This window comes from Halanaerobium saccharolyticum (assembly GCF_003053565.1).
Classification (GTDB): domain Bacteria; phylum Bacillota; class Halanaerobiia; order Halanaerobiales; family Halanaerobiaceae; genus Halanaerobium; species Halanaerobium saccharolyticum_B.
The window spans coordinates 14,038-33,923 of the sequence record NZ_QAXS01000018.1; the positions used below are offsets into that span (position 1 = coordinate 14,038).

The following is a 19,886-nucleotide window of genomic DNA, read 5'->3' on the forward strand; positions in this document are numbered from 1 at the left end:
CCTTCAACTTAGCCTCTGATTCGGTTTTAAAACCTTACTTTTCCATTTTATTTTCCTGAATAAGTTTTTGCTTTAATTCATATAATTCATCTGAGAGATCTACTTTCATTTTATGGGGATTGGTCAACCTTTTATATTCTGCCCCCAGACTTTCTTTTTCTTTTTCTGCATATTTCTTAATTTCAGCCACTGTTGGGGAATCATAAACTAATTTCCCCCTTTTAAAAATTGGCTCCATCATTTCTCTAAGTTCATAATCACCCTTTTTAAGAGTGGTAGTTTTCCAGGTATCTCTGGCATCAAATAAAACTAAATCACTATCTGCACTAATTTTTTCTTTATCCAGAGCAATCAAATCTGCTCTAATTTCTCCAGATTTTCTATCATAAATTCTAATCAGTTTTTTATTTCCCGGATCAGTCATCTTTTCAATATTATCAGAAAGCTTAATTTTGGGCTGATCATTATATTCACTCATCTTATAAACTGCTCCAAAAGCAGGACAGTCATATGAAGTAATCAGTTTTGTTCCAACTCCATAAAGATCAATCTTTGCTCCCTGCAGGTTGAGAGAAGTTATAATATCTTCATCAAGATTATTAGAAGCGACTATCACTGCATCTTCCAGCCCGGCCTGGTCAAGCATTTTTCGAGCCTCTTTAGAAAGATAGGCTAGATCACCACTGTCCAGTCTAATACCAAAGAGCTTTGATTCAATTCCATTTTCCTTCATCTCTTTAAAAACTTTAATTGCATTAGGAACCCCCGATTTTAAAGTATCATAGGTATCAACCAGTAATATAGCACTATTGGGGAAATTATCAGCATAGGTTCTAAAAGCTTCCAGTTCACTTTCAAAACTCATTACCCAGCTGTGGGCATGGGTTCCGCTGACCTTAACTCCAAATTTTTTACCGGTTAAGACATTGGAAGTCCCTGAGCAGCCACCGATTACTGCTGCCCTTGCTCCATAGACCCCAGCATCTGGGCCGTGAGCCCGACGTAGACCAAATTCCAGCACATTCTTTCCCTGAGCTGCTTCATTAATTCTGGCAGCCTTAGTAGCAATTAATGCCTGGTGGTTAATAAAATTTAAAAGTGGAGTTTCTAATAACTGGGCCTGTAAAATAGGAGCTTCTACCTTAAGCAGCGGCTCTTTTGGAAAAACAACACTGCCCTCCGGTACTGAATAAATATCTCCTGTAAATTCAAAATTCTTTAGATAATCTAAAAATCTTTCTTTAAATCCCTGGCTTCTTAAATATTCAATATCATCTTCTTTAAACTCTAAATTCTCTACAAATTCAATAATCTGCTCCAAACCAGCAAAAACAGCATAACCATTACCACTGGGATTATCTCTGTAAAAAAGATCAAATACTGCCTTTTCTGTTTTTCCTTTTTCACAGTATCCCTGGGCCATAGTCAGCTGATAGAAATCTGTTAAAAGACTTAAATCTCTCATTCTAATATACACCAACCTTATTTAATTATTTGCTATTATAAAATTTTAACATCTAAGGTGGATTAAATCCAGTCATTCCGTTTAAAGAGCCAGTATTCAATTCCAATAATCACCAGCATTAAAACTGAAAAAATCCCAAAAGCTGCACCGCTCTCAGTCCCCGGCATCCCACCAATATTAATTCCAAATAAGCCGGTTAGAAAACCTAAAGGCAAAAAGATACTACCAACTATCGAAAGAATATACATTGTTCTATTCATCTGATCATTGATCTTATTATTTAATTCTTCCTGAACCAAAGCTGCCCGGTCTCGGATAGTATCCAACTCTTCAATCTGACGGATTGAGCGGTTGGAAAATTCATAAACATATTCTTTATCATCCTCATCCAGCCAGCCAATCTTTTCTTTATATAATCGGGCCATCGATTCCCGCTGAGGCACTATATAGCGCCTGATAATAACAGCTTCTCTTCTCTTTTCCGAAATCATTGAGCGCAGTTTAGCTCTTTCGGCTGTTAAAACTTCTTCTTCCATTTCATCAATCTGTTCTTCTATATCATAGATATAATCACTAATCCGGTCAATTACACCATCAAGTACTCTGATTAAAAAATCAGCTGTACTCCGCGGACCATTCCCTCGCTGATAACTCTGATCAATATCATCAATGGTAAATACCCGCTCACTGCGGGTGGTAATTATTCTGCCGGGCTCAATCCACATGTGCAGAGAAACCATATCCTCCTCATCTGAATCAGGATTTAAATTTAAGCCCCGCAGATTGAGCAGAATTCCATCCTCATCCTTTAAAACCCGGGGCCTGGTCTCTTCGGAAATCAGTTCTTTAATCACAATCTCAGATAAACCACTTTTTTCTTTTAACCAATCTTTTGCTTCTGTCTCCAGCACATTGAGGTGATACCAGCTAAAGGAATCTTCATTCTTGTTAGAAATTTCTTCGGATAAATTTTCAAATTTTTTAATATAATCTTTTTCTATATAATAACCTGTAATCAGTGCCGCCATAAATACCCCCTAGCTAAAAGGTGCCTCCATCCCAGCCCCACATTGCTCCTGGAGCATCAGCAAATTCAATATAAATTCTATCCTGTTCTATTTCCAGTTCCTGTTCCATAAATTCACAGATAAATTGTGATAATTCTTCGGTCATTGACTGCTTTAAACCGATACTTTTAACTTCAATAAAGGCAGTTTTTTCTGTACTGCCGCCAAATGTCATCTTCAGATCGGCTTCTAGTGCAGTCATAATATATGATTCTGGTTTTCCCAGCTGTTCTGCCATCTCAGCTGATAGTTTTTCTAGCAACTCTTCTTTTCTTTCTACTTGCTGATTGGTCTGTACTTTAATATAAGGCATTAAAAACACTCCTTTTTAAATTTTAGATTTTTCTACTCACTTAAATTGCGAACTATACCATATTTCCTTAAAACTATTAAGTCGGCATCAATTCTGCCACTTGTTTCAGGAGCATAATCTACATCGATCAACTCAATGAACTCTGCTGTATAATCTTTTAAAACTCCATTATATTTAACCCATTCACTGCCCTTTTTAAGCTCTAAAATTACTCTTTCACCAATATAATCTTCCAGTAGAGGTTCATAAGATGTTTCAACCAGCCCATAAAGTTCATTCTTCATTTTATTAACTTCACGGTCATTACTGCTGATAGCTGCACCAACAGGTGTTGTTTTAGATAGGTGACTGGTCATTAAATTAAGAATTTCAATAACTGCATCCTTAATGATCTTAAAAAAATTCAAGATCGAACGCCTGAGTCGGCGCCAGCGGGAAGGATGAAAAGTTTTTTCAAAGTCTTCCTGCCGCAATTTTTTACCTTCCGCTGTTAAATCATGATGATAGCGGACAACTGCCTGAATGTCTGGATATTCATTTTTATAGAGCAAAAAACTTAAAAACTTTAAGCTCTGTTCATCTTTAATCAACTCTGGATAGTCAAACTTCAGTCCGGAGCTTTTTAACTTTAATTCTCCCTTGTACTGCTGACCATTTAAAAGTTCTAAAGTAACCATATCATCTCTAAAATCTTTAAGACATTTATCTTTCTTAATTTTTCTTAAGACAACTGCTACCAGTGCTGAAAGAACAATAAATATAATTGTTATAGTTGTAGCATCCAAGATTTAACCTCCCTGGCCAAATTTTTTCAAGCAGATTACAAATTAATTTAAAAATTTAGCTGTTATCAATTTCTTTAATCACTCTGGCAGGATTACCACCGACAAAATGATCGGCCGGTACATCTTTAGTTACTACTGCTCCAGCTCCAATTACAGCATTATCACCAATTTTTACTCCCGGCTGGATAATAGCTCCTCCACCAATCCAGACATTGTCACCAATCTCGACAGGAAAACCAAGTTCCCGGCCTGAATTGCGGGCCTTTTCTTCCAGAGGATGTGTGGCAGTATAGATCTGGACTGCCGGTCCCAGCATTACATTATTACCGATAGTTATTGTATTTACATCAAGTAAAACACAGTTGTGATTAGCATAAAACATTTCACCAATGTTGATATTATAACCATAATCACAGTAAAAATTAGGCTCTATGTAGGGTGCCTTATCTGTCTGCAGCAGTTCTTTTAAGACAAGCTTTTTCTTTTCTCCCTCCTGAGGAGCCAGATTATTATACTTATAGCATAATTTTTTTGCCCTTAATCTATCTGCTGCCAGTTCTTTATCCTGAGGATTGTACATCTCTCCTGCTAACATCTTTTCTTTTTCTGTTTTCATAATAACCACCTTTTTTATTTATTTGATCACTATATCCATATTTAAACAAAGAGAAAGAAATTCCTCTATTTTGAAAACCTAATTTCTCATCAAATTTTAATTTGTATAAGCTGTAATATTGCTGTAGAATTAGATTAGAAATAGATATATTTTACTCTAAGGAGGAGATCTTATGCACCGCACAAAAACATTTTTATTAATGTTTTCTTTAATAATTGTTTTTATGTTTTTTGGAGGAATGATTGCTGGTGAGGATGGAATTGTGATGGCTTTTGTTTTTGCCCTGGCAATTAACTTAATCAGCTACTGGAACAGTGATCAGCTTGCAATTAAAATGACTAAGTCTAAACCTTTAAGTGAGGCTGAAGCACCTGAAATCTACAGAATAGTCCGCAGGCTCAGTCAAAATGCTGAACTGCCGATGCCAGATATATATTTAACACCGTCAAATCAGCCCAATGCCTTTGCAACCGGTAGAAATCCCGAACATGCAGCTGTTGCTGTTACTCAGGGTTTAATTAACTTGTTAAATGAAGATGAATTAGAGGGGGTAATTGCCCACGAGCTGGCCCATGTAAAAAATAGGGATACCCTGATCAGCACCATGGCCGCTGTAATGGCGGGAGCACTTGCCTTCTTAGCCAGAATGGGAAGGTTCAGAATGATTTTTGGCGGCCGCCGCAATAATAATGGCGCTGGAGCTTTACTGCAGCTGGTTGCTATTATCTTTGCTCCGCTGGCAGCTATTTTAATCAAAATGGCGATATCCAGATCAAGAGAGTATATTGCTGATGAAACAGGTGGGAAAATCTCTGGTAATCCTGAAGGACTGGCCAGCGCTTTAGAAAAGATGGAGCGCTACAGTCAGGGAGGCCAGCCGATGCAGGTTAATGAAGCTGCAGCCCACATGTTTATTTTAAATCCACTCTCCCGAGAAGGAATGGCTAAATTATTCAGTTCCCATCCACCTACAGCAGAAAGAATAAAAAGACTGCGCCAGGTCAAATAATACAGTAAATTATTTTATCCAAAAATAGTTAAAGCCATAAATCTTCTGCAAAAACAGAAAATTTATGGCTTTCTTTTTATCAAATTATTCATACCAGTGGTTAACATCATAGCGGCCGCTGAAAAAACAGCCTGCATTTGTTGTAATTTTTTATGATTTCCAGGCTTTAGGATTTAAAAGAATAATTAGAGGTATTATTTCTAACCTGCCGGCAATCATTCCCACTATATGTACTATCTTAACAATTGGAGATAGATCTGCCAGCTTGTTGACAGAGATAAAGGAAGGTCCAATATTGCCAACTGCTGAAAACATAGTTGAATAAGCTTCCCAGCTGCTTAAATCAGAAAATAAGGCGGTTATAATTCCGCCGGCTGCAATTAAAAAGAGCCAGAATGAAAATAAGCCAGTTAATTTAAAGATCTCATCTTTGTCCAGAATCTGCTTATCTATAGTTACCGGCAGCACAGCATGAGCCGGGTAATAAATTTTTTTGATATCCCTCTTAAAAAGTCTCCCCAAAATTTTAATTCTCATTACTTTAATTCCACCAGAAGTAGAACCAACACTTCCTCCAATCAGCATTAAAAGCAGAAAAAACATTTTAGCTGCAGCAGGAAAAAAGCTGGAATTTATATTTTCAGTGCTAAAACCAGTTGTCGTTAATAAAGCAGTAATCTGAAAAAGACTTTTCCTAAAAATTTCTTCAGCAGAACTGTCAGCTGTCTTTAAAACAATTACCGCGGCTGAAATTATGACTGCTGAATATATTATTATTTTAGAATATGTTTTAAATTCACTGTTATTGATAACTCCTTTATAATCACCAGTGAAAAGACGGTAGTGTAGAAGGAAATTGACTCCTCCTAAGAACATAAAAAAGATAATAACATATTCGATTAAAATATAGTTTTCAAAACCGCTGGCAGCAAAATGACCAATACTCTGATCATAGTGCGAGAAACCTCCAGTAGAAATAGTAGTGAAGCTGTGGGTTAAGGCATCAAAAAAACTCAAACCCAGCAGTTTTAGAATTACTGTTTCTGCAATAATAAATAAAATATAAATGCCCCAGAGAATTTTAACTGTTCTAAATATATTGGGAACCGGTCTGGAAACATTAAATTTATGTCCTTCTGCACTAAAAAACTGCCAGGTCTCTCCTCCTGCGCGACTGGCAATCAGCAGGAAAAAAGTTAAAATTCCCAGTCCACCAAGAAACTGCATTAAGCTGCGCCAGAAAATAATAGACTTCGGCAGCAGATTGAGACCACTAAAAACTGTAAGCCCAGCAGAAGTAAAACCAGCAGTTGACTCAAATAAGGCATCGATGAATGTCTTTTCAATTCCAATTATAAAAGGTAGGGCACCAAATAGAGAGACAACAATCCAGCTGAAAGCACAGAGCAGCATTGCAGTAGTCAGATTTATTTCAATCTTATTTTTCTGAGCCAGAGCTCTTAGCAGAAAAGCAGCAAGCAGAGTAAATAAAATTGCAAAGTAATATGCCTGATATAATTGATTTCCTTCATTATATAATAGAGAGATGATTAAAGGAATAATCAACATCGGCACCAGTAAAAATAAGAGGTGGCTTAGATAATATGTAATTGTATTTAAGCGGCTTGATTTAAGCAATGACTTTTCCTCCTCTAATAAAAACATCTAATATCATTATACAGGTTATCAATCAATATCAGCAAGCTTTTGCAAAATATTTCAAGACAAAAACCAATTAATTTTTGTAAAATAAAATACAATTAATCTAAAAATGAAGTTCTCCCTTGACTATTTAAAGCAAATCATATATTATATTTATAGTACTTAATAGTAATGATTACTATTACTAATAATATAACAGGAGGAATTTATAATGAAAGATTACAAAAAAATGAACACTTATTTAGCAAACCTGGCAGTTTTAAACACAAAATTACACAATTTACACTGGAATGTTGAGGGTAAACAGTTTATGCAGGTTCATAACTTTACAGAAGAACTTTACGATGATTTCTTTGAAAAGTATGATGAGGTTGCAGAGATTATGAAAATGAAAGGTGAATTTCCGCTGGTAAAGCTAAGTGAATACCAGGAAGCTGCAACAGTTGAAGAATTAGATTCTAAAAAATATGGGGTAGATGAAGTATTAAATGAGGTTTTAGCTGATTTAAAAGAAATGAAAAAATTAGCTACAGAAATCAGAAATGATGCTGATCAAGTTGGTGACTTCGAAGTTGTTGGGGCCTTTGAAGATCATGTAGCTGGCTACAGTCAGAACATCTGGTTTGTGAGATCTATTTTAGCATAATTGAAACTTAATTTAGATTAGTAAAGCCAGGGGATATCCCCTGGCTTTTTCTATTTCTTAAACTAATCAAAATCTATTTTTAACTCCAAAAATTTAATTTCTGATTTCTATACTGCCAGTAACTTCACTATCTTCTGTAATTTCGGCTGAATCCTGATATTCTTCAGCTGCATAATAAATATTCCCTTCAACAGTTCCATCATAAAGAGTAAATCCATTTGCCTCCACAATAATATCTCCTACAAATGTCCCTGCCTGAAAGCGTGTGTTTGGACTTTTGATAATCATTTCTGGGGCTGTAATTGTATATCTATCTGTTATATTACGCTCATCATCCTGAGCATAAGCTGCTATTTTTCTGTAGAGATCATTTTCTGAATCACCACCATTATAGAACTCACCTTCAACTGTTATTGCTTCTTCAAAAGTTAAATCATTCAAAGCTGCTATGATCCAGCTGCCATCAGAACTAATTGCTTCCCTAAATGCTGCTTCTTCACTTACAATTGAAGCTGTCGTTACCGTATCAGCAGCCTGTTCCTCCTCGGCTGCCTGCTCAGAATCACCCGAACATGCCGCAAGACCAAAAAGTGACAAAAGAACAATTAAAATAAATATTACTTTTTTCTTCACTGCTTATTCCTCCTTAATTAAATAATGACAAAATTAAAATAGTCGTTTTTGTGCTAATTAATCTCTTAGTCAGTAAACTTGGCCAGCACATCCATCAGTTCATCAATAATCTCATCGCCCTCTTCATTTTTGACTGCTCTCTGAACACAGCCGTGGACATGTTTGTCTAAAATCTTAAGTCCAACTTTTTTGAGCCCACCCTGAACAGCATTTATCTGATGCAGGATATCAACACAGTACTTTTCTTCATCGACCATTCGCTGTAGACCACGGACCTGACCTTCTATTCTTCTTAAACGAGTTATCAGCTCTTTTTTATCCAGATCACATAAGGAATTCATCAAATCCCTCCCAATTCTTCTATTTAATTATATCATATCAAATAACTAATAATCTATTTTATTTATAATCAGCCTGCACATTTTCACTTCTTAAAAGGTTGGCATTAGTCACAACACTGATTGAACTTGTAGCCATTGCCATTTCAGCAATAACAGGATGTAATAGTCCCATAATTGCAACCGGAATCGCAATGAGGTTGTAAAAGAAAGCCCAGAACAAGTTCTGTTTGATCTTCTTAAAGGTTGCTCGAGATAGTTTAACTGCTGTAATGACTGAAGATAGATCTCCCCGCACCAGAGTGATATCTGAAGATTCAATTGCAATATCAGTCCCGGTACCAATTGCAATTCCAACATTGGCCTGAGTTAAGGCCGGTGCATCATTGATACCATCACCAACCATGGCAATAATTCCAAATTGAGACTGCAGTTCTTTAACCTTATCTACCTTACCATCTGGCAGAACTTCTGCCACTACATGGTCGATTCCTACTTCTCTGGCAATAGCTTCAGCTGTACGCTGATTATCACCGGTGATCATTGCTGTTTTTAAACCTAATTTTTTAAGTTCGGCAATTGCTTTAACTGAATCTTCTTTTAAAGCATCTGCCACAGCAACTATTCCCAGCATCTGACCATCTGCTGCAGCCAGCATTGCTGTTTTGGCTTCGTTTTCCAGCCTTTTTAGTTCAGCTTCAAAACTGGAGGTGTCTATTCCTGCTTCTTCCATCAGTTTTCTACTGCCGACTAGAATTTCTTTGCCTTCAACTTCTGCCTTAACCCCTTTACCGGTAACAGAATTAAAGTTTTTAATTTCTTTTACTTCAATTTCTCTATCTTTTGCTCCTCTAACTATTGCTTCTCCCAGTGGATGTTCAGAACCTGCTTCTACACTTGCAGCCAGCTGTAGTAATTTTTCTTCGCTGCTTTTTTCGGCTGCTATTAAATCTGTTACTTCCGGCTTACCTTTAGTAATGGTTCCTGTCTTATCAAAAACAATTGTGTGTACATCCTTCATAGTCTGGATTGCCTCACCTTTACGGATTAAAACTCCATTTTCAGCTCCAATTCCACTTCCAACCATCAGAGCAGTTGGAGTTGCCAGCCCTAAAGCACAGGGACAGGCTATAACTAAAACGGCAATTGTTGCGAAAATTGCCAGGGTAAATGTTCCAAGTGTTGGATCAACCCAGGGCAGAAAAGATTGAGCCCAGAAGCCAACTTCTCTTAATGCATCAGGAAAGATCAGCCATAATCCAAAGGTCGAGACTGCTATAACTAAAACAGTTGGCACAAAAATCCCTGTAATTTTATCAGCAAATTCCTGGATCGGAACCTTAGTTCCCTGAGCTTCCTCTACCATCTTAACTACCTGTGAGAGGAAGGTATCCTTTCCAACTTTAGTTGCCTTTACTTTGATCAATCCATTTTGATTAACTGTAGCACCGATTACTTCATCACCGTTTGTTCTTTCAACAGGCATTGATTCACCAGTTGCCATTGACTCATCAACAGTTGTCTTTCCTTCAACTATTTCTCCGTCAGTAGGTATTTTTTCTCCCGGTTTAACCAGCATAATATCACCAGGCTGTACATCTTCAATTGCAACTTCCTTTTCTTCACCAGCTTCAATAATTGTTGCAGTTTTTGCTCCCAGTTCCAGTAATTTTCTGATTGCCTGAGAAGCTCTGCCTTTTGCGGTTTCTTCTATATAGCGACCGGTTAAATGAAAGGCCATAATCATAGCTGAAACTCCAGCATAATTAGCAATCGGAGTAAAAAATACTGCCGGACCGGTTATAAAGGCTGCTCCAGTACCCATTGCGATTAAAACATCCATATTGGCACTGCCGTGGCTGACTGCTCTATAGGCAGTTATAAAAGTTTTGCGTCCAAAAACAAAAAGTGGTGGAATTGCTAAAACAATCATTCCTAAATTAAAAATCTGCATATTAGGCCAGGCAACCCCAAAGAACATCTCCGGAATCATCCAGAGCATGATTGGAATTGTAAAAGCCCAGGTACCCCACATTTTTTTCTTTGCTTCCTTAACTTTTTTCATATCATCACTGAGTTCGTCCTCAGCATTTTCACGACTTTTATCTGTTTCTTCATCTTCAAAACTGAGCAGTTCATAACCAGAATTCTTAACAATTTCTCTAAAGTCATTTTTGCTTAAGACTTCTGGATTATATTCTACACTGCCTTTTTCAGTTGCAATATTAACATTTGCCTCGTAAATACCTTCACTTTTATTTAAAGCCTTTTCTACAGCTGCTGAACAGCTGGCACAGGTCATTCCACCTATCTTAAAAGAAGTCTTTGCCTTTTCTTCTTTAACACCATAACCACTATTTTTAACAACCTCAATTAATTGCTCTCTGCTGCTTTGAGCTGGATCAAAAGTTATATAAGCTTTTTCAGCAGCAAAATTAACCTGTGCTTCAGTGACTCCTTCAGCTTTATTTAGAGCTTTTTCTACTGCTTGAGCACAGCTGGCACAGCTCATATCCTGTATTTTTAAAGTTATTTTCTTATTCGCCATTATTCTGCACCTCCATTAAGATTATATAAATTATTTCTAAAATAATATCCAGCTAATAAATCTACTTTCCATTTTCTTTTTTTGTTTTTCCATCACCACAGCAGTCCGGTACATCATCTCCATACTGCTTCTCGTTGGCGGAAGCAAGTTTGTCAACAAAGTTCTGCCACCAGCTTTTTTGGTTTTTATTCTGAGCCATCTTGTATCCTCCTCAAAATACATAATATATTAATTCTATAAGTACAATTAATTTATCACTTAAACTTCTAAAAGCAAATTCGTGCAGCTCTAATATATTTACGTAATTTCAATTTATTACTCTTTTAATTGTCGGTTGAAACGAAGAATTTTTTTCAAGATAGGAATTAAGTAGTTTGTTTATTAAAAACGAAAGAATTAAAAAAATATACCCCTACCATGTATATTAAGATTAAAATTTTTTAAATTTATTTGGTCTTTATATACTCGTAGCCAGCTTCTTCAACAGCTGCTTTAAATTCAGCTTCTGCTACTTCTTTTTCTAATTCTACAACTGCCTCACCTTTATCAGCATCAGCTGCTGCAGAAATAACACCATCAATCTTTTCTAATTCTTTTACAGTATGCATCTCACAGTGTTCACAGGACATACCTTCTATAATAATAGTTTTTTTCATTTTTTAACATCTCCTTTATACGCTATACATGTAAGGGGTATAATTAATGATAGCATCACCAACTAACTTTGTCAAGATTAGTTATTTTTTAAGCTCGATTTCTTTAACAATATCGGACATCAAATCATTCACCTCAACCAGCTTCAGTCCAGCTTTTTCGATATTCTCGATAGTTTTACGGTTGATATTCGCTCCCCAGGTGTAGAGGCTGACCCAGTTAAATAAATCCATCAGCTTACCAACCAGCTCATTCTGACTCCGCATATGCTCCAGCATTATTATCCTGCCGTCTTTTTTTAAGACTCTTTTCAGTTCTTTTAACCCTTTAACTGGATCAGGTACCGAACAGAATACACAGCTGGTGACAATTAGATCAAAATTATTATCTTCAAAATTAAGATCCTGAATGTCCATTTCCAGTAACTTTACTTCCCGATTATATTTCTTAGCCTTTTTTTCAGCTTCCTGAATCATTTTGGGACTGAAATCTATGGCATAAATTTCAATATTATCCGGATAATATTCAATATTTTTACCACTGCCAACCCCAGCTTCTAGAAGTCTCATATTATCTTTATCAATTTTATCTTCAACCCTCTGCCAGAGATTCTGGCGCCAATCTCCCATTTTCCCTTTTTCCATTAAATATTCAAGAGAATCATAAACTGGAGCCACTCGGTCATAGCGTTTTTTAATTTTATTATTTTCACTCATAATAATAGCACCTCATTTTGACACTATATATCCCTATCTAGTATCTTAAGTATAGTATAACACTCAGGATTGTTGGTGTCAAAAAAGATGCTTTCCCTCAAGTAAGAAAGCATCTTAAAATTAAATCTAAGCATTTTTAATTAAAATCTTTTTCTGTCCCTGCAGTGATATGATCTTTTCCTGCTGCAGTTCTGATAATTTACGGCTTAATGTTTCCTGAGTTGTTCCAATTAAATTTGCCAGACCATCCCGACTCAGCGGTAAATTAATTAAAATCCCGTTTTCTTTTTTTATTCCACTTTCCTTGGCCAGCTCCAGCAGTAAACGCATTGTTTTTTCTTTTGCATCTTCCAGAGCCAGAGACTGCAGTTTATTTTCTGTTTTGTTTAAGCGGCTGCTAATTGCTGATAGTAATTTATATGAAAGTTCTGGTGATGATTTAATTAATTTTTCCAGTTCATCTTTGGGAAGCATGCAAATTGTGCAGTCCCCTACCGCTTCTGCACTGCTGCTTAACTCTTCTTCTTTAAATAATACCAGTTCTCCCAAAAAATCTCCTTCTTTTAACAACCTCAATATATACTGATTTCCCTCTTCATTGCTTCGATACAATTTGACCAGTCCGGATTCAATAATATAAATATTCTTTCCTATTTCTCCTTCCAGATAGATTAATTCTCCATTTTTAAACTTTTTTTGTTTGACCAGATTATTTAATTTATTTATTTTTTGATGATCCAGCTCAGAAAAAATTGGTACTTTTCTTACACATGCTTCATGATTACAATTTTCCATAATATCACCCTCATAATTAATGTTGGCATCTGCTTTCTCCAATTAATGAACTTTTTGGTTTAACTAATTTTAAGGAAAAAACAGATGCCCTTTATTATCTATTTAGTCTTTTCTACTTTATATCCTGTTTTTGCAACTGCTTTTTTCAGACCTGAGATATCTATTTTATCAGGATCATACTCTACATTAGCTTTGCTGGTTGTATAATGAACATCAGCTTTTTTGACTCCTTCTGTTTTATTTAAAACCATTTCTACCTTATTTGCACAGTCAGGACAGCTCAGTTCTTCTAAATAAAGTTTAATTTTTTTCATTTTTTTTACCTCCAAATTTTATTATTTTAAGTTATTCTTAAAAATCTTAAATCAATATTATTTATTTTAAGCTGCATCATATCTCAATAGACGCATTGCATTAAAGATTACTATTAAAACACTTAACTCATGAACAAGCATTCCAGAAGCCAGAAAAACTTTCTGACCTAAAACACCTGCCAGTAGAGCGAAAACAACCAGAACAGCAAAGACTACATTTTGTTTTATATTTCGATTTGCCGCTTTGCTGAGTCCAATTGCATATGGTAGTTTATTTAAGTTATCTGCCATTAGAGTAATATCTGCTGTATCAATAGCAGCATCTGTACCGGCTGCTCCCATTGCAATCCCAATATCTGCTGTTACTAAAGAAGGGGTATCATTTATTCCGTCTCCTACCATAGCCACTTTATAACCTTCTTTTTGATATTCTTCTACTGCCTTTACCTTATCTTCCGGCAGCAGCTCGGCTCTATAACCATCAAGATTCAGTTCATTAGCAACCGATTCTGCAATCCTCTCATTATCACCGGTTAACATCACTACTTTTTTGATACCCACCTGCTTTAATTTTTCTACAATCTGATAGGCATTTTCTCTGGGTCGATCAGCAATTGAGATCAGAGCTATTATTTGATCATTTTCTGCCACTATTACAACTGTTTTCCCCTCTTCTTCCAGTCGATTTTTTTGCTCTTCAATTTCTGGCTTAATCTCAATTTCCTCTTCCTTAAATAACCTGCTGTTTCCAATCATAATTTCTTTACCATCAATTTGGGCTGTTACACCTTTTCCGGTATGAGTCTCAAAGGCTACTGGAGATTTAATTTCTGTTTTCACTGTCTTTTCTGCTTTCTTTTTGATGGCCCGGGCCAGGTGATGTTCAGAGTTAAATTCAGCGATTGCATCCAGTCTTAAAACTTCAGCCTCACTTTTATCATAAGTTATGAGCTGATCAACTTCGGCTTCTCCCTTACTCAAGGTCCCAGTTTTATCAAAAGCAAGCATATCAATTTCGCCTGATTTTTCTAAGTACTCACCTCCTTTGATTAAAATTCCATTTTTAGCCCCATTACCGATCCCAGCCACAATAGATATCGGTGTCGAGATAACCAGTGCTCCCGGACAACCAATAACCAGCAGAGTTAATGAAAGTCTGACACTGCCGCTGAAAAAATAGGAAATAATTGAAAGCAGAATTATTCCAGGAGTATAATATTTAGAAAAACGCTCCATCAACTTTTGAGTAGGTGCTTTTTCCTCCTGTGCTTCCTCTACCAGCTCTATTATTTTACCAAAGGTTGTGTCATCTCCAACCTTTTCAGTTTTAATTTCCAGATAACCATTTTTATTTATGGTCCCACTGAAGACCTCATCTCCAATTTCTTTTCTAACCGGCACTGATTCGCCGGTAATTGCAGCCTGATTGACCTCACTTTTACCTTTAACTACTCTTCCATCAACCGGAATTTTTTCTCCAGGCCTGACAATTACTACTTCCTCAACCTCTACTTCTTCTGCTGCTATCTCCTTTTCTTCTCCCTCTCTGATAACTGTAGCCAGATTAGGAGCCAGATCCATTAAGTCTCTAATTGCATCTCTGGCTTTCCCTACTGTTCTGCTTTCTAAATAGGAACCAAAGGCAAAGAGAAAGGTAACTGCAGCCGCCTCCCAATATTCTCCAATAATAACTGCCCCAACTGCAGCAATTGATACCAGTAAATTAATACTTATCACTTTCATTTTTAAAGTATTATAGGCACTAATCGCTACTTGATAACCCGCAACTACTGCAGCTGCCACCATGGCTGTATCAAAAATTAGGGGATTAAAATTTAATAAATTGCTCAACCAGCCTACTCCAATTAAAAACCCTGATATAGTAACTATTTTTAATTTCTTTTTCATCTCAACCAACCTCCCTGATTACTTTGTACCACCAGTATAACAATTTTCCAGAAAGGCAGCTATGATATAAATCATTTTTTACAAAAAAAGACCTCAGCCAGCTTTAAAAATACAAAGTGACTGAGGTATAACTCATTATATTTAATTTTTTGATTAGCTTTAAAAGCCAAGATTTTATTATTTAAATTGAAACTCATCTTAAAATTTTAACATCTTGGCATTGATTGCTACAATAACTGTACTCATTGACATCAGTACTGCACCAACTGCCGGAGAAATCATAATTCCAAATCCGGCCAGCACACCGGCTGCCAGTGGAATCGCAAAGGCATTATAGCCTGTAGCCCAGAATAAATTCTGAATCATCTTCTTAAATGTCAGGCTGCCAAATTCAATCAGTTTTAGCACATCAAGTGGGTCACTTTCAACCAGGATAATATCTGCTGTTTCTGCTGCCACGTCTGTACCTGAGCCGATGGCAATCCCGATATCTGCTTTGGCCAGGGCAGGTGCATCATTAACACCATCACCGGTCATTGCAACAAAGGCTCCTTCAGCCTGCAGCTCCTCAACTTTCTGCTGTTTTTGATCGGGCAGTACTTCGGCAAAATAATCAGTCAGACCGAGTTCATTACTCACATATTCAGCAGTTTTTTGATTATCTCCAGTCAGCATCTTAACTTTAATGCCTCTGTCTTTAAGCTTTTGAACTGCCTCATAGGAACTTTCTCTAATCTGATCAGCCAGTCTGATCATTCCAATTAAACTTCCTGCCTCTAAAATAAAGACTTCGGTAAATGGTCCTTCCTTTAAAGCATTCTCCGGTACCTCAATTTCATTTTCTTCCAGATAACCAGGAGAAACAGCTTTCATATCAGTTCCATCAATTTTTCCAATAACACCTTTACCTTTTATAATTTCAAAATCATCAACTTTTAGCAGTTCAAGTTCATCTGTCTCAGCTTTTTTTACTATTCCATTTGCTATTGGATGTTCTGATTCCTGTTCTAAAGAAGCTGCTTTCTGCAGGATGTCCTGCTCATTATAATTATCAGCAAAGCTTTCTACTGCTTCAACTCCAAATTCTCCTTCAGTTAAGGTCCCAGTTTTATCAAATAATACTGTATCTATTTTGCGAGCATTTTCAAAAGCTGTCCGGTTGCGGATTAAAAGTCCATTTTTAGCAGATAGAGTTGTAGATACCGCAACTACCAGTGGAATTGCAAGTCCCAGAGCATGAGGACAGGTAATAACCATCACTGTTGCCATTCTTTCAATAGCAAAAGCCAGGTCCCCGGTGATATAGAACCAGCTGCCAAAGGTTAAAGTACCTGCTGTAATTGCAATAATAGTCAGCCATAAAGCTGCTCGGTCAGCAAAATTCTGTGTTTTTGATTTAGCTGCCTGGGACTCTTTAACCATCTCTATAACCTGAGATAAGTAACTTTCATCTCCTGCTTTTTCAATTTTAATTTTAATTGAGCTGTCACCATTAACAGAACCACCTATTACTTCATCATCAACTTTTCTTTCAACGGGTTCTGATTCTCCGGTTAACATGGACTCATCTATATAGGAATCTCCTTCGTAAATCACTCCATCAGCTGGGATTTTTTCTCCCGGCTTTACCAGAACCTGATCTCCTTTTTCTAACTCTTTAATCTTAATTTCCTTAACTTCTCCCTCAACAATTTTATGAGCCTGATCCGGCATCAACTTTGCCAGTTCTTCTAAGGCCTGCGAGGCTCCCATAACTGAACGCATTTCAATCCAGTGACCTAAAAGCATAATTACAATTAAAGTTGCCAGCTCCCAGAAGAAAAATCTACCTTCCAGACCAAAGACAACGGCTGAACTGTAAAAATAGGCGACAGAAATTGCCAGGGCAATTAAGGTCATCATTCCCGGATTTTTATCGCTCAATTCATCCTTGAGGCCTGAAAGAAATGGCCAGCCACCATAGAAAAAGATTACTGTTGAAAGTAGAAATAAAAGATATTTGCTGCCTGCAAATTCGAGTGTATAACCAAAAAAGCTCTGAATCATAGGTGAAAGTACTAAAATTGGTACTGTGATCACTAAAGATATTTTAAATCGCTTTTTAAAATCCTCTAACATTTTCTGATGATCCATTTTTAATACCTCCTTATTTAACTATACCCCTGTAATGTATCTTAAATACAGTATAACACTCAGATTATTTGAGTCAAATTAAATATAATACATATATCCTTCTCCTTTTTCTTTCCTTACTTCTTCTATCCTCACTTTTAGGTCGGCTAGAGTAATAGATTTCATCAACTCCTGCAGACCATCTTCCAGCTTTAACCAGATCTCCTGGGCAACTGTTTGAAAAACTACTTCCTCTCCCTGCTCATTATCAATATTAATTTCTGGTACAATTTTCCCTTCTAATACTGCCAGTATATCAGCCAGACTTATTTCCTCAGGTGGCTGATTTAATAAATAACCACCGTGAGCCCCCCTGATACTTCTGATAAGACCAGCTTTTTTTAACTCTGCAAAAATCTGCTCCAAATATCGTTCCGAAATATTCTGCCTTTCTGATATTTCCCGCAGAGAAACTGCATTTGAGTCAGCATTGACTGCCAGATCTATTAAAGCTCTAACTCCATATCTTCCCTGAGTTGAAATTTCCATTTTAATAACACCTCATTATTTATTGTATAAAGAAAGAATCAGACTTTTATGTAAATTCTTTTACTACTAAAATTTTACTACAGCAGGAAATTAAAAGCAAACTGGACTTGACAAAATAATATGAACTGTATATAATTTAAGCAGCATATATGTTAATTCCTATAGACTTACCGTAGATTAGGGGTGGTTAAATGAATCTATTAAATATTAAAGATCTTAATAAAAATTTCAAGCAGGAAAATGAAAATAAGTTAGAGGTTTTAAAAGGGATAAATTTAAAAATAAAAGAAAAGGAATTTATTAGTTTTATTGGTCCTTCCGGCTGTGGTAAATCAACTCTGTTAAATATTTTAGCGGGCTTAATACCTGCCAGTTCCGGACAGGTGATGCTAAAAAATAAGTTGATCCAAAATCCTGGTAATGATCGAGTTATGGTATTTCAAGAAGCTGCTCTATTTCCCTGGCTTACTGTCATAGAAAATGTACTTTTCGGTTTAAAAATAAAAAAAATAGATAAAAAGAAGGCATATCAAAAAGCCTTAGACCAGTTAGAAGCAGTGCAGCTTAAGAACTTTAAAGATTCCTATCCTCATCAGCTCTCTGGCGGCATGAAACAGCGGGTGGCAATTGCCAGAGCACTGGTCATAGATCCGGAAATATTATTAATGGATGAACCTTTTGGCGCTCTGGATGAACAGACAAGATTAATGCTCCACCGCCAGTTAATAAAGCTCTGGCAGGATACAGAAAAAACTATCGTCTTTGTAACTCATAATATTAGGGAAGCAGTTAAACTTTCTGACCGAATCATTGTTTTTGGCAGTAATCCAGGGAGAATTGTGGAAGAATTTAAAATTGATATTCCACAACCCAGAGACAGAGAAAATCCTACTTTAATTAGATTAGAAAATAAAATTTTAAAGTTATTAGAAAAAGAAATTAAAAAACAGGGTGAAAAAAAATATGAAAAAATTGCTACCTAAAACTATTTTTATTTTATTAATTCTGGCAATCTGGCAGTTTTTATTTCAACTGAATATCTGGCCTGATTTTCTCTTTCCTTCTCCTCAGATGGTAATGATAACCCTGATTGAAGGTTTTAAAGATGGAACATTTACCTTTGCCATCACAGCAAGTTTTAAAAGATTACTGATAGGTTACAGTATTTCTCTTCTCTTTGGTTTGATGCTTGGTGTTTTAATTGCCAGTTTCCAGCTAATTGAAGATACAATCGGCCCCTTTATACTCGCCCTACAGAGTGTACCAAGTGTTGTCTGGCTGCCTCTAGCCCTACTCTGGTTTTCAATGGGAGAGAAAGCAATTATTTTTGTGGTAGTTCTTGGTGGTACCTGGAATATGGTGATTAATGCCAGTACGGGAATTAAAAATGTTCAGCCTGTTTTAATTAAGGCTGCTAAAACAATGGGGGTTAACAAGATTCAACTTTTCTGGAAGGTAATTTTACCGGCAGCTGTACCTCATTTAATAACTGGAATGCGTCTCTCCTGGGCTTTTTCCTGGCGAGCTTTAATGGCTGGGGAGCTAATTGGAAGTGGAGATGGTCTTGGCCAGATTTTGATGTGGGGTAGAGATATGGGCAATATGAGTCTGGTAATCACAGTCATTTTACTTATTGGATCAATTGGCTATCTCACAGATAATTATTTATTTAAAAAAGCAGAAACAGTAGTCCTCAATCGCTGGGGCTTAAATAACTAGTAAATTTTAATTAAAATAAATTATTCATAATAGATTA

Annotated in this window: 21 protein-coding genes; 4 read left to right on the forward strand and 17 right to left on the reverse strand. The window is 36.3% G+C overall.

Annotated elements, in window-relative coordinates:
- Positions 1-34 precede the first annotated feature (34 nt).
- From C8C76_RS08250 to C8C76_RS08270, 5 genes are all read right to left on the reverse strand, one after another.
- Positions 35-1,465: a nicotinate phosphoribosyltransferase gene (locus C8C76_RS08250; RefSeq protein ID WP_181248179.1), complete on the reverse strand. Its 1,431-nt coding sequence runs from the start codon at positions 1,463-1,465 to the stop codon at positions 35-37.
- Positions 1,466-1,527: 62 nt separating this feature from the next.
- The gene (locus C8C76_RS08255) at positions 1,528-2,493 is read right to left on the reverse strand and encodes a zinc transporter ZntB (protein ID WP_108140591.1); all 966 of its coding nucleotides are present in this window, start codon (positions 2,491-2,493) and stop codon (positions 1,528-1,530) included.
- A 13-nt stretch (positions 2,494-2,506) separates the two neighbouring features.
- Entirely contained in the window at positions 2,507-2,845 is a 339-nt protein-coding gene (locus C8C76_RS08260; RefSeq protein WP_108140593.1) for a phenylpyruvate tautomerase MIF-related protein, read from the reverse strand.
- 32 nt (positions 2,846-2,877) lie between these two features.
- Positions 2,878-3,630 carry a hypothetical protein gene (locus C8C76_RS08265; RefSeq protein WP_108140595.1) on the reverse strand — a complete coding sequence of 251 codons (753 nt, stop codon included), beginning with the start codon at positions 3,628-3,630 and terminating at the stop codon, positions 2,878-2,880.
- Between the two features lie 55 nt (positions 3,631-3,685).
- Positions 3,686-4,246 (reverse strand): sugar O-acetyltransferase, encoded by a 561-nt coding sequence (locus C8C76_RS08270; protein WP_089656052.1) that lies wholly within the window; start codon positions 4,244-4,246, stop codon positions 3,686-3,688.
- Between the two features lie 172 nt (positions 4,247-4,418).
- Here C8C76_RS08270 and C8C76_RS08275 point away from each other — a divergent pair, with 172 nt between their 5' ends.
- Positions 4,419-5,255, forward strand: coding sequence for a zinc metalloprotease HtpX (locus C8C76_RS08275; RefSeq protein WP_089656053.1), 837 nt, complete (start codon positions 4,419-4,421; stop codon positions 5,253-5,255).
- A 150-nt stretch (positions 5,256-5,405) separates the two neighbouring features.
- Here the strand turns inward: C8C76_RS08275 and C8C76_RS08280 are convergent, their stop codons facing one another.
- Complete coding sequence (locus C8C76_RS08280) at positions 5,406-6,893, reverse strand: TrkH family potassium uptake protein (RefSeq protein WP_108140597.1); 1,488 nt, start codon at positions 6,891-6,893, stop codon at positions 5,406-5,408.
- Positions 6,894-7,128: 235 nt separating this feature from the next.
- Here C8C76_RS08280 and C8C76_RS08285 point away from each other — a divergent pair, with 235 nt between their 5' ends.
- Positions 7,129-7,563, forward strand: a complete 435-nt coding sequence (locus tag C8C76_RS08285; protein WP_108140599.1) for a Dps family protein — start codon at positions 7,129-7,131, stop codon at positions 7,561-7,563.
- A gap of 93 nt (positions 7,564-7,656) precedes the next feature.
- Here the strand turns inward: C8C76_RS08285 and C8C76_RS08290 are convergent, their stop codons facing one another.
- From C8C76_RS08290 to C8C76_RS08335, 11 genes are all read right to left on the reverse strand, one after another.
- The gene (locus C8C76_RS08290) at positions 7,657-8,196 is read right to left on the reverse strand and encodes a hypothetical protein (RefSeq protein ID WP_108140601.1); all 540 of its coding nucleotides are present in this window, start codon (positions 8,194-8,196) and stop codon (positions 7,657-7,659) included.
- A gap of 65 nt (positions 8,197-8,261) precedes the next feature.
- Complete coding sequence (locus C8C76_RS08295) at positions 8,262-8,537, reverse strand: metal-sensitive transcriptional regulator (protein ID WP_089656057.1); 276 nt, start codon at positions 8,535-8,537, stop codon at positions 8,262-8,264.
- A 58-nt stretch (positions 8,538-8,595) separates the two neighbouring features.
- A complete protein-coding gene (locus C8C76_RS08300) occupies positions 8,596-11,082 on the reverse strand; it encodes a heavy metal translocating P-type ATPase (protein WP_108140603.1) in 2,487 nt (828 codons plus the stop codon).
- 61 nt (positions 11,083-11,143) lie between these two features.
- Entirely contained in the window at positions 11,144-11,281 is a 138-nt protein-coding gene (locus tag C8C76_RS15130; RefSeq protein ID WP_166637103.1) for an LDCC motif putative metal-binding protein, read from the reverse strand.
- A gap of 247 nt (positions 11,282-11,528) precedes the next feature.
- Complete coding sequence (locus C8C76_RS08305; RefSeq protein WP_108140605.1) at positions 11,529-11,738, reverse strand: heavy-metal-associated domain-containing protein; 210 nt, start codon at positions 11,736-11,738, stop codon at positions 11,529-11,531.
- Positions 11,739-11,819: 81 nt separating this feature from the next.
- Positions 11,820-12,452, reverse strand: a complete 633-nt coding sequence (locus C8C76_RS08310; protein WP_089656060.1) for a class I SAM-dependent methyltransferase — start codon at positions 12,450-12,452, stop codon at positions 11,820-11,822.
- A 126-nt stretch (positions 12,453-12,578) separates the two neighbouring features.
- Positions 12,579-13,289: a Crp/Fnr family transcriptional regulator gene (locus C8C76_RS08315; protein WP_258222455.1), complete on the reverse strand. Its 711-nt coding sequence runs from the start codon at positions 13,287-13,289 to the stop codon at positions 12,579-12,581.
- Positions 13,290-13,345: 56 nt separating this feature from the next.
- Positions 13,346-13,561 carry a cation transporter gene (locus C8C76_RS08320; protein WP_089656062.1) on the reverse strand — a complete coding sequence of 72 codons (216 nt, stop codon included), beginning with the start codon at positions 13,559-13,561 and terminating at the stop codon, positions 13,346-13,348.
- 66 nt (positions 13,562-13,627) lie between these two features.
- Positions 13,628-15,469, reverse strand: coding sequence for a heavy metal translocating P-type ATPase (locus tag C8C76_RS08325; RefSeq protein WP_108140609.1), 1,842 nt, complete (start codon positions 15,467-15,469; stop codon positions 13,628-13,630).
- A gap of 198 nt (positions 15,470-15,667) precedes the next feature.
- Positions 15,668-17,602 carry a copper-translocating P-type ATPase gene (locus tag C8C76_RS08330; RefSeq protein ID WP_108140611.1) on the reverse strand — a complete coding sequence of 645 codons (1,935 nt, stop codon included), beginning with the start codon at positions 17,600-17,602 and terminating at the stop codon, positions 15,668-15,670.
- A gap of 78 nt (positions 17,603-17,680) precedes the next feature.
- Positions 17,681-18,130: an RrF2 family transcriptional regulator gene (locus tag C8C76_RS08335; RefSeq protein ID WP_108140613.1), complete on the reverse strand. Its 450-nt coding sequence runs from the start codon at positions 18,128-18,130 to the stop codon at positions 17,681-17,683.
- A gap of 191 nt (positions 18,131-18,321) precedes the next feature.
- On the opposite strand from C8C76_RS08335, the gene C8C76_RS08340 reads away from it, so the two are divergent.
- Both C8C76_RS08340 and C8C76_RS08345 read left to right on the forward strand, forming a co-directional pair.
- Positions 18,322-19,113: an ABC transporter ATP-binding protein gene (locus C8C76_RS08340; protein ID WP_108140615.1), complete on the forward strand. Its 792-nt coding sequence runs from the start codon at positions 18,322-18,324 to the stop codon at positions 19,111-19,113.
- The gene (locus C8C76_RS08345; protein ID WP_108140617.1) at positions 19,094-19,849 is read left to right on the forward strand and encodes an ABC transporter permease; all 756 of its coding nucleotides are present in this window, start codon (positions 19,094-19,096) and stop codon (positions 19,847-19,849) included. The genes C8C76_RS08340 and C8C76_RS08345 overlap by 20 nt, the downstream gene beginning before the upstream one ends.
- The last annotated feature ends 37 nt before the right edge of the window (positions 19,850-19,886 follow it).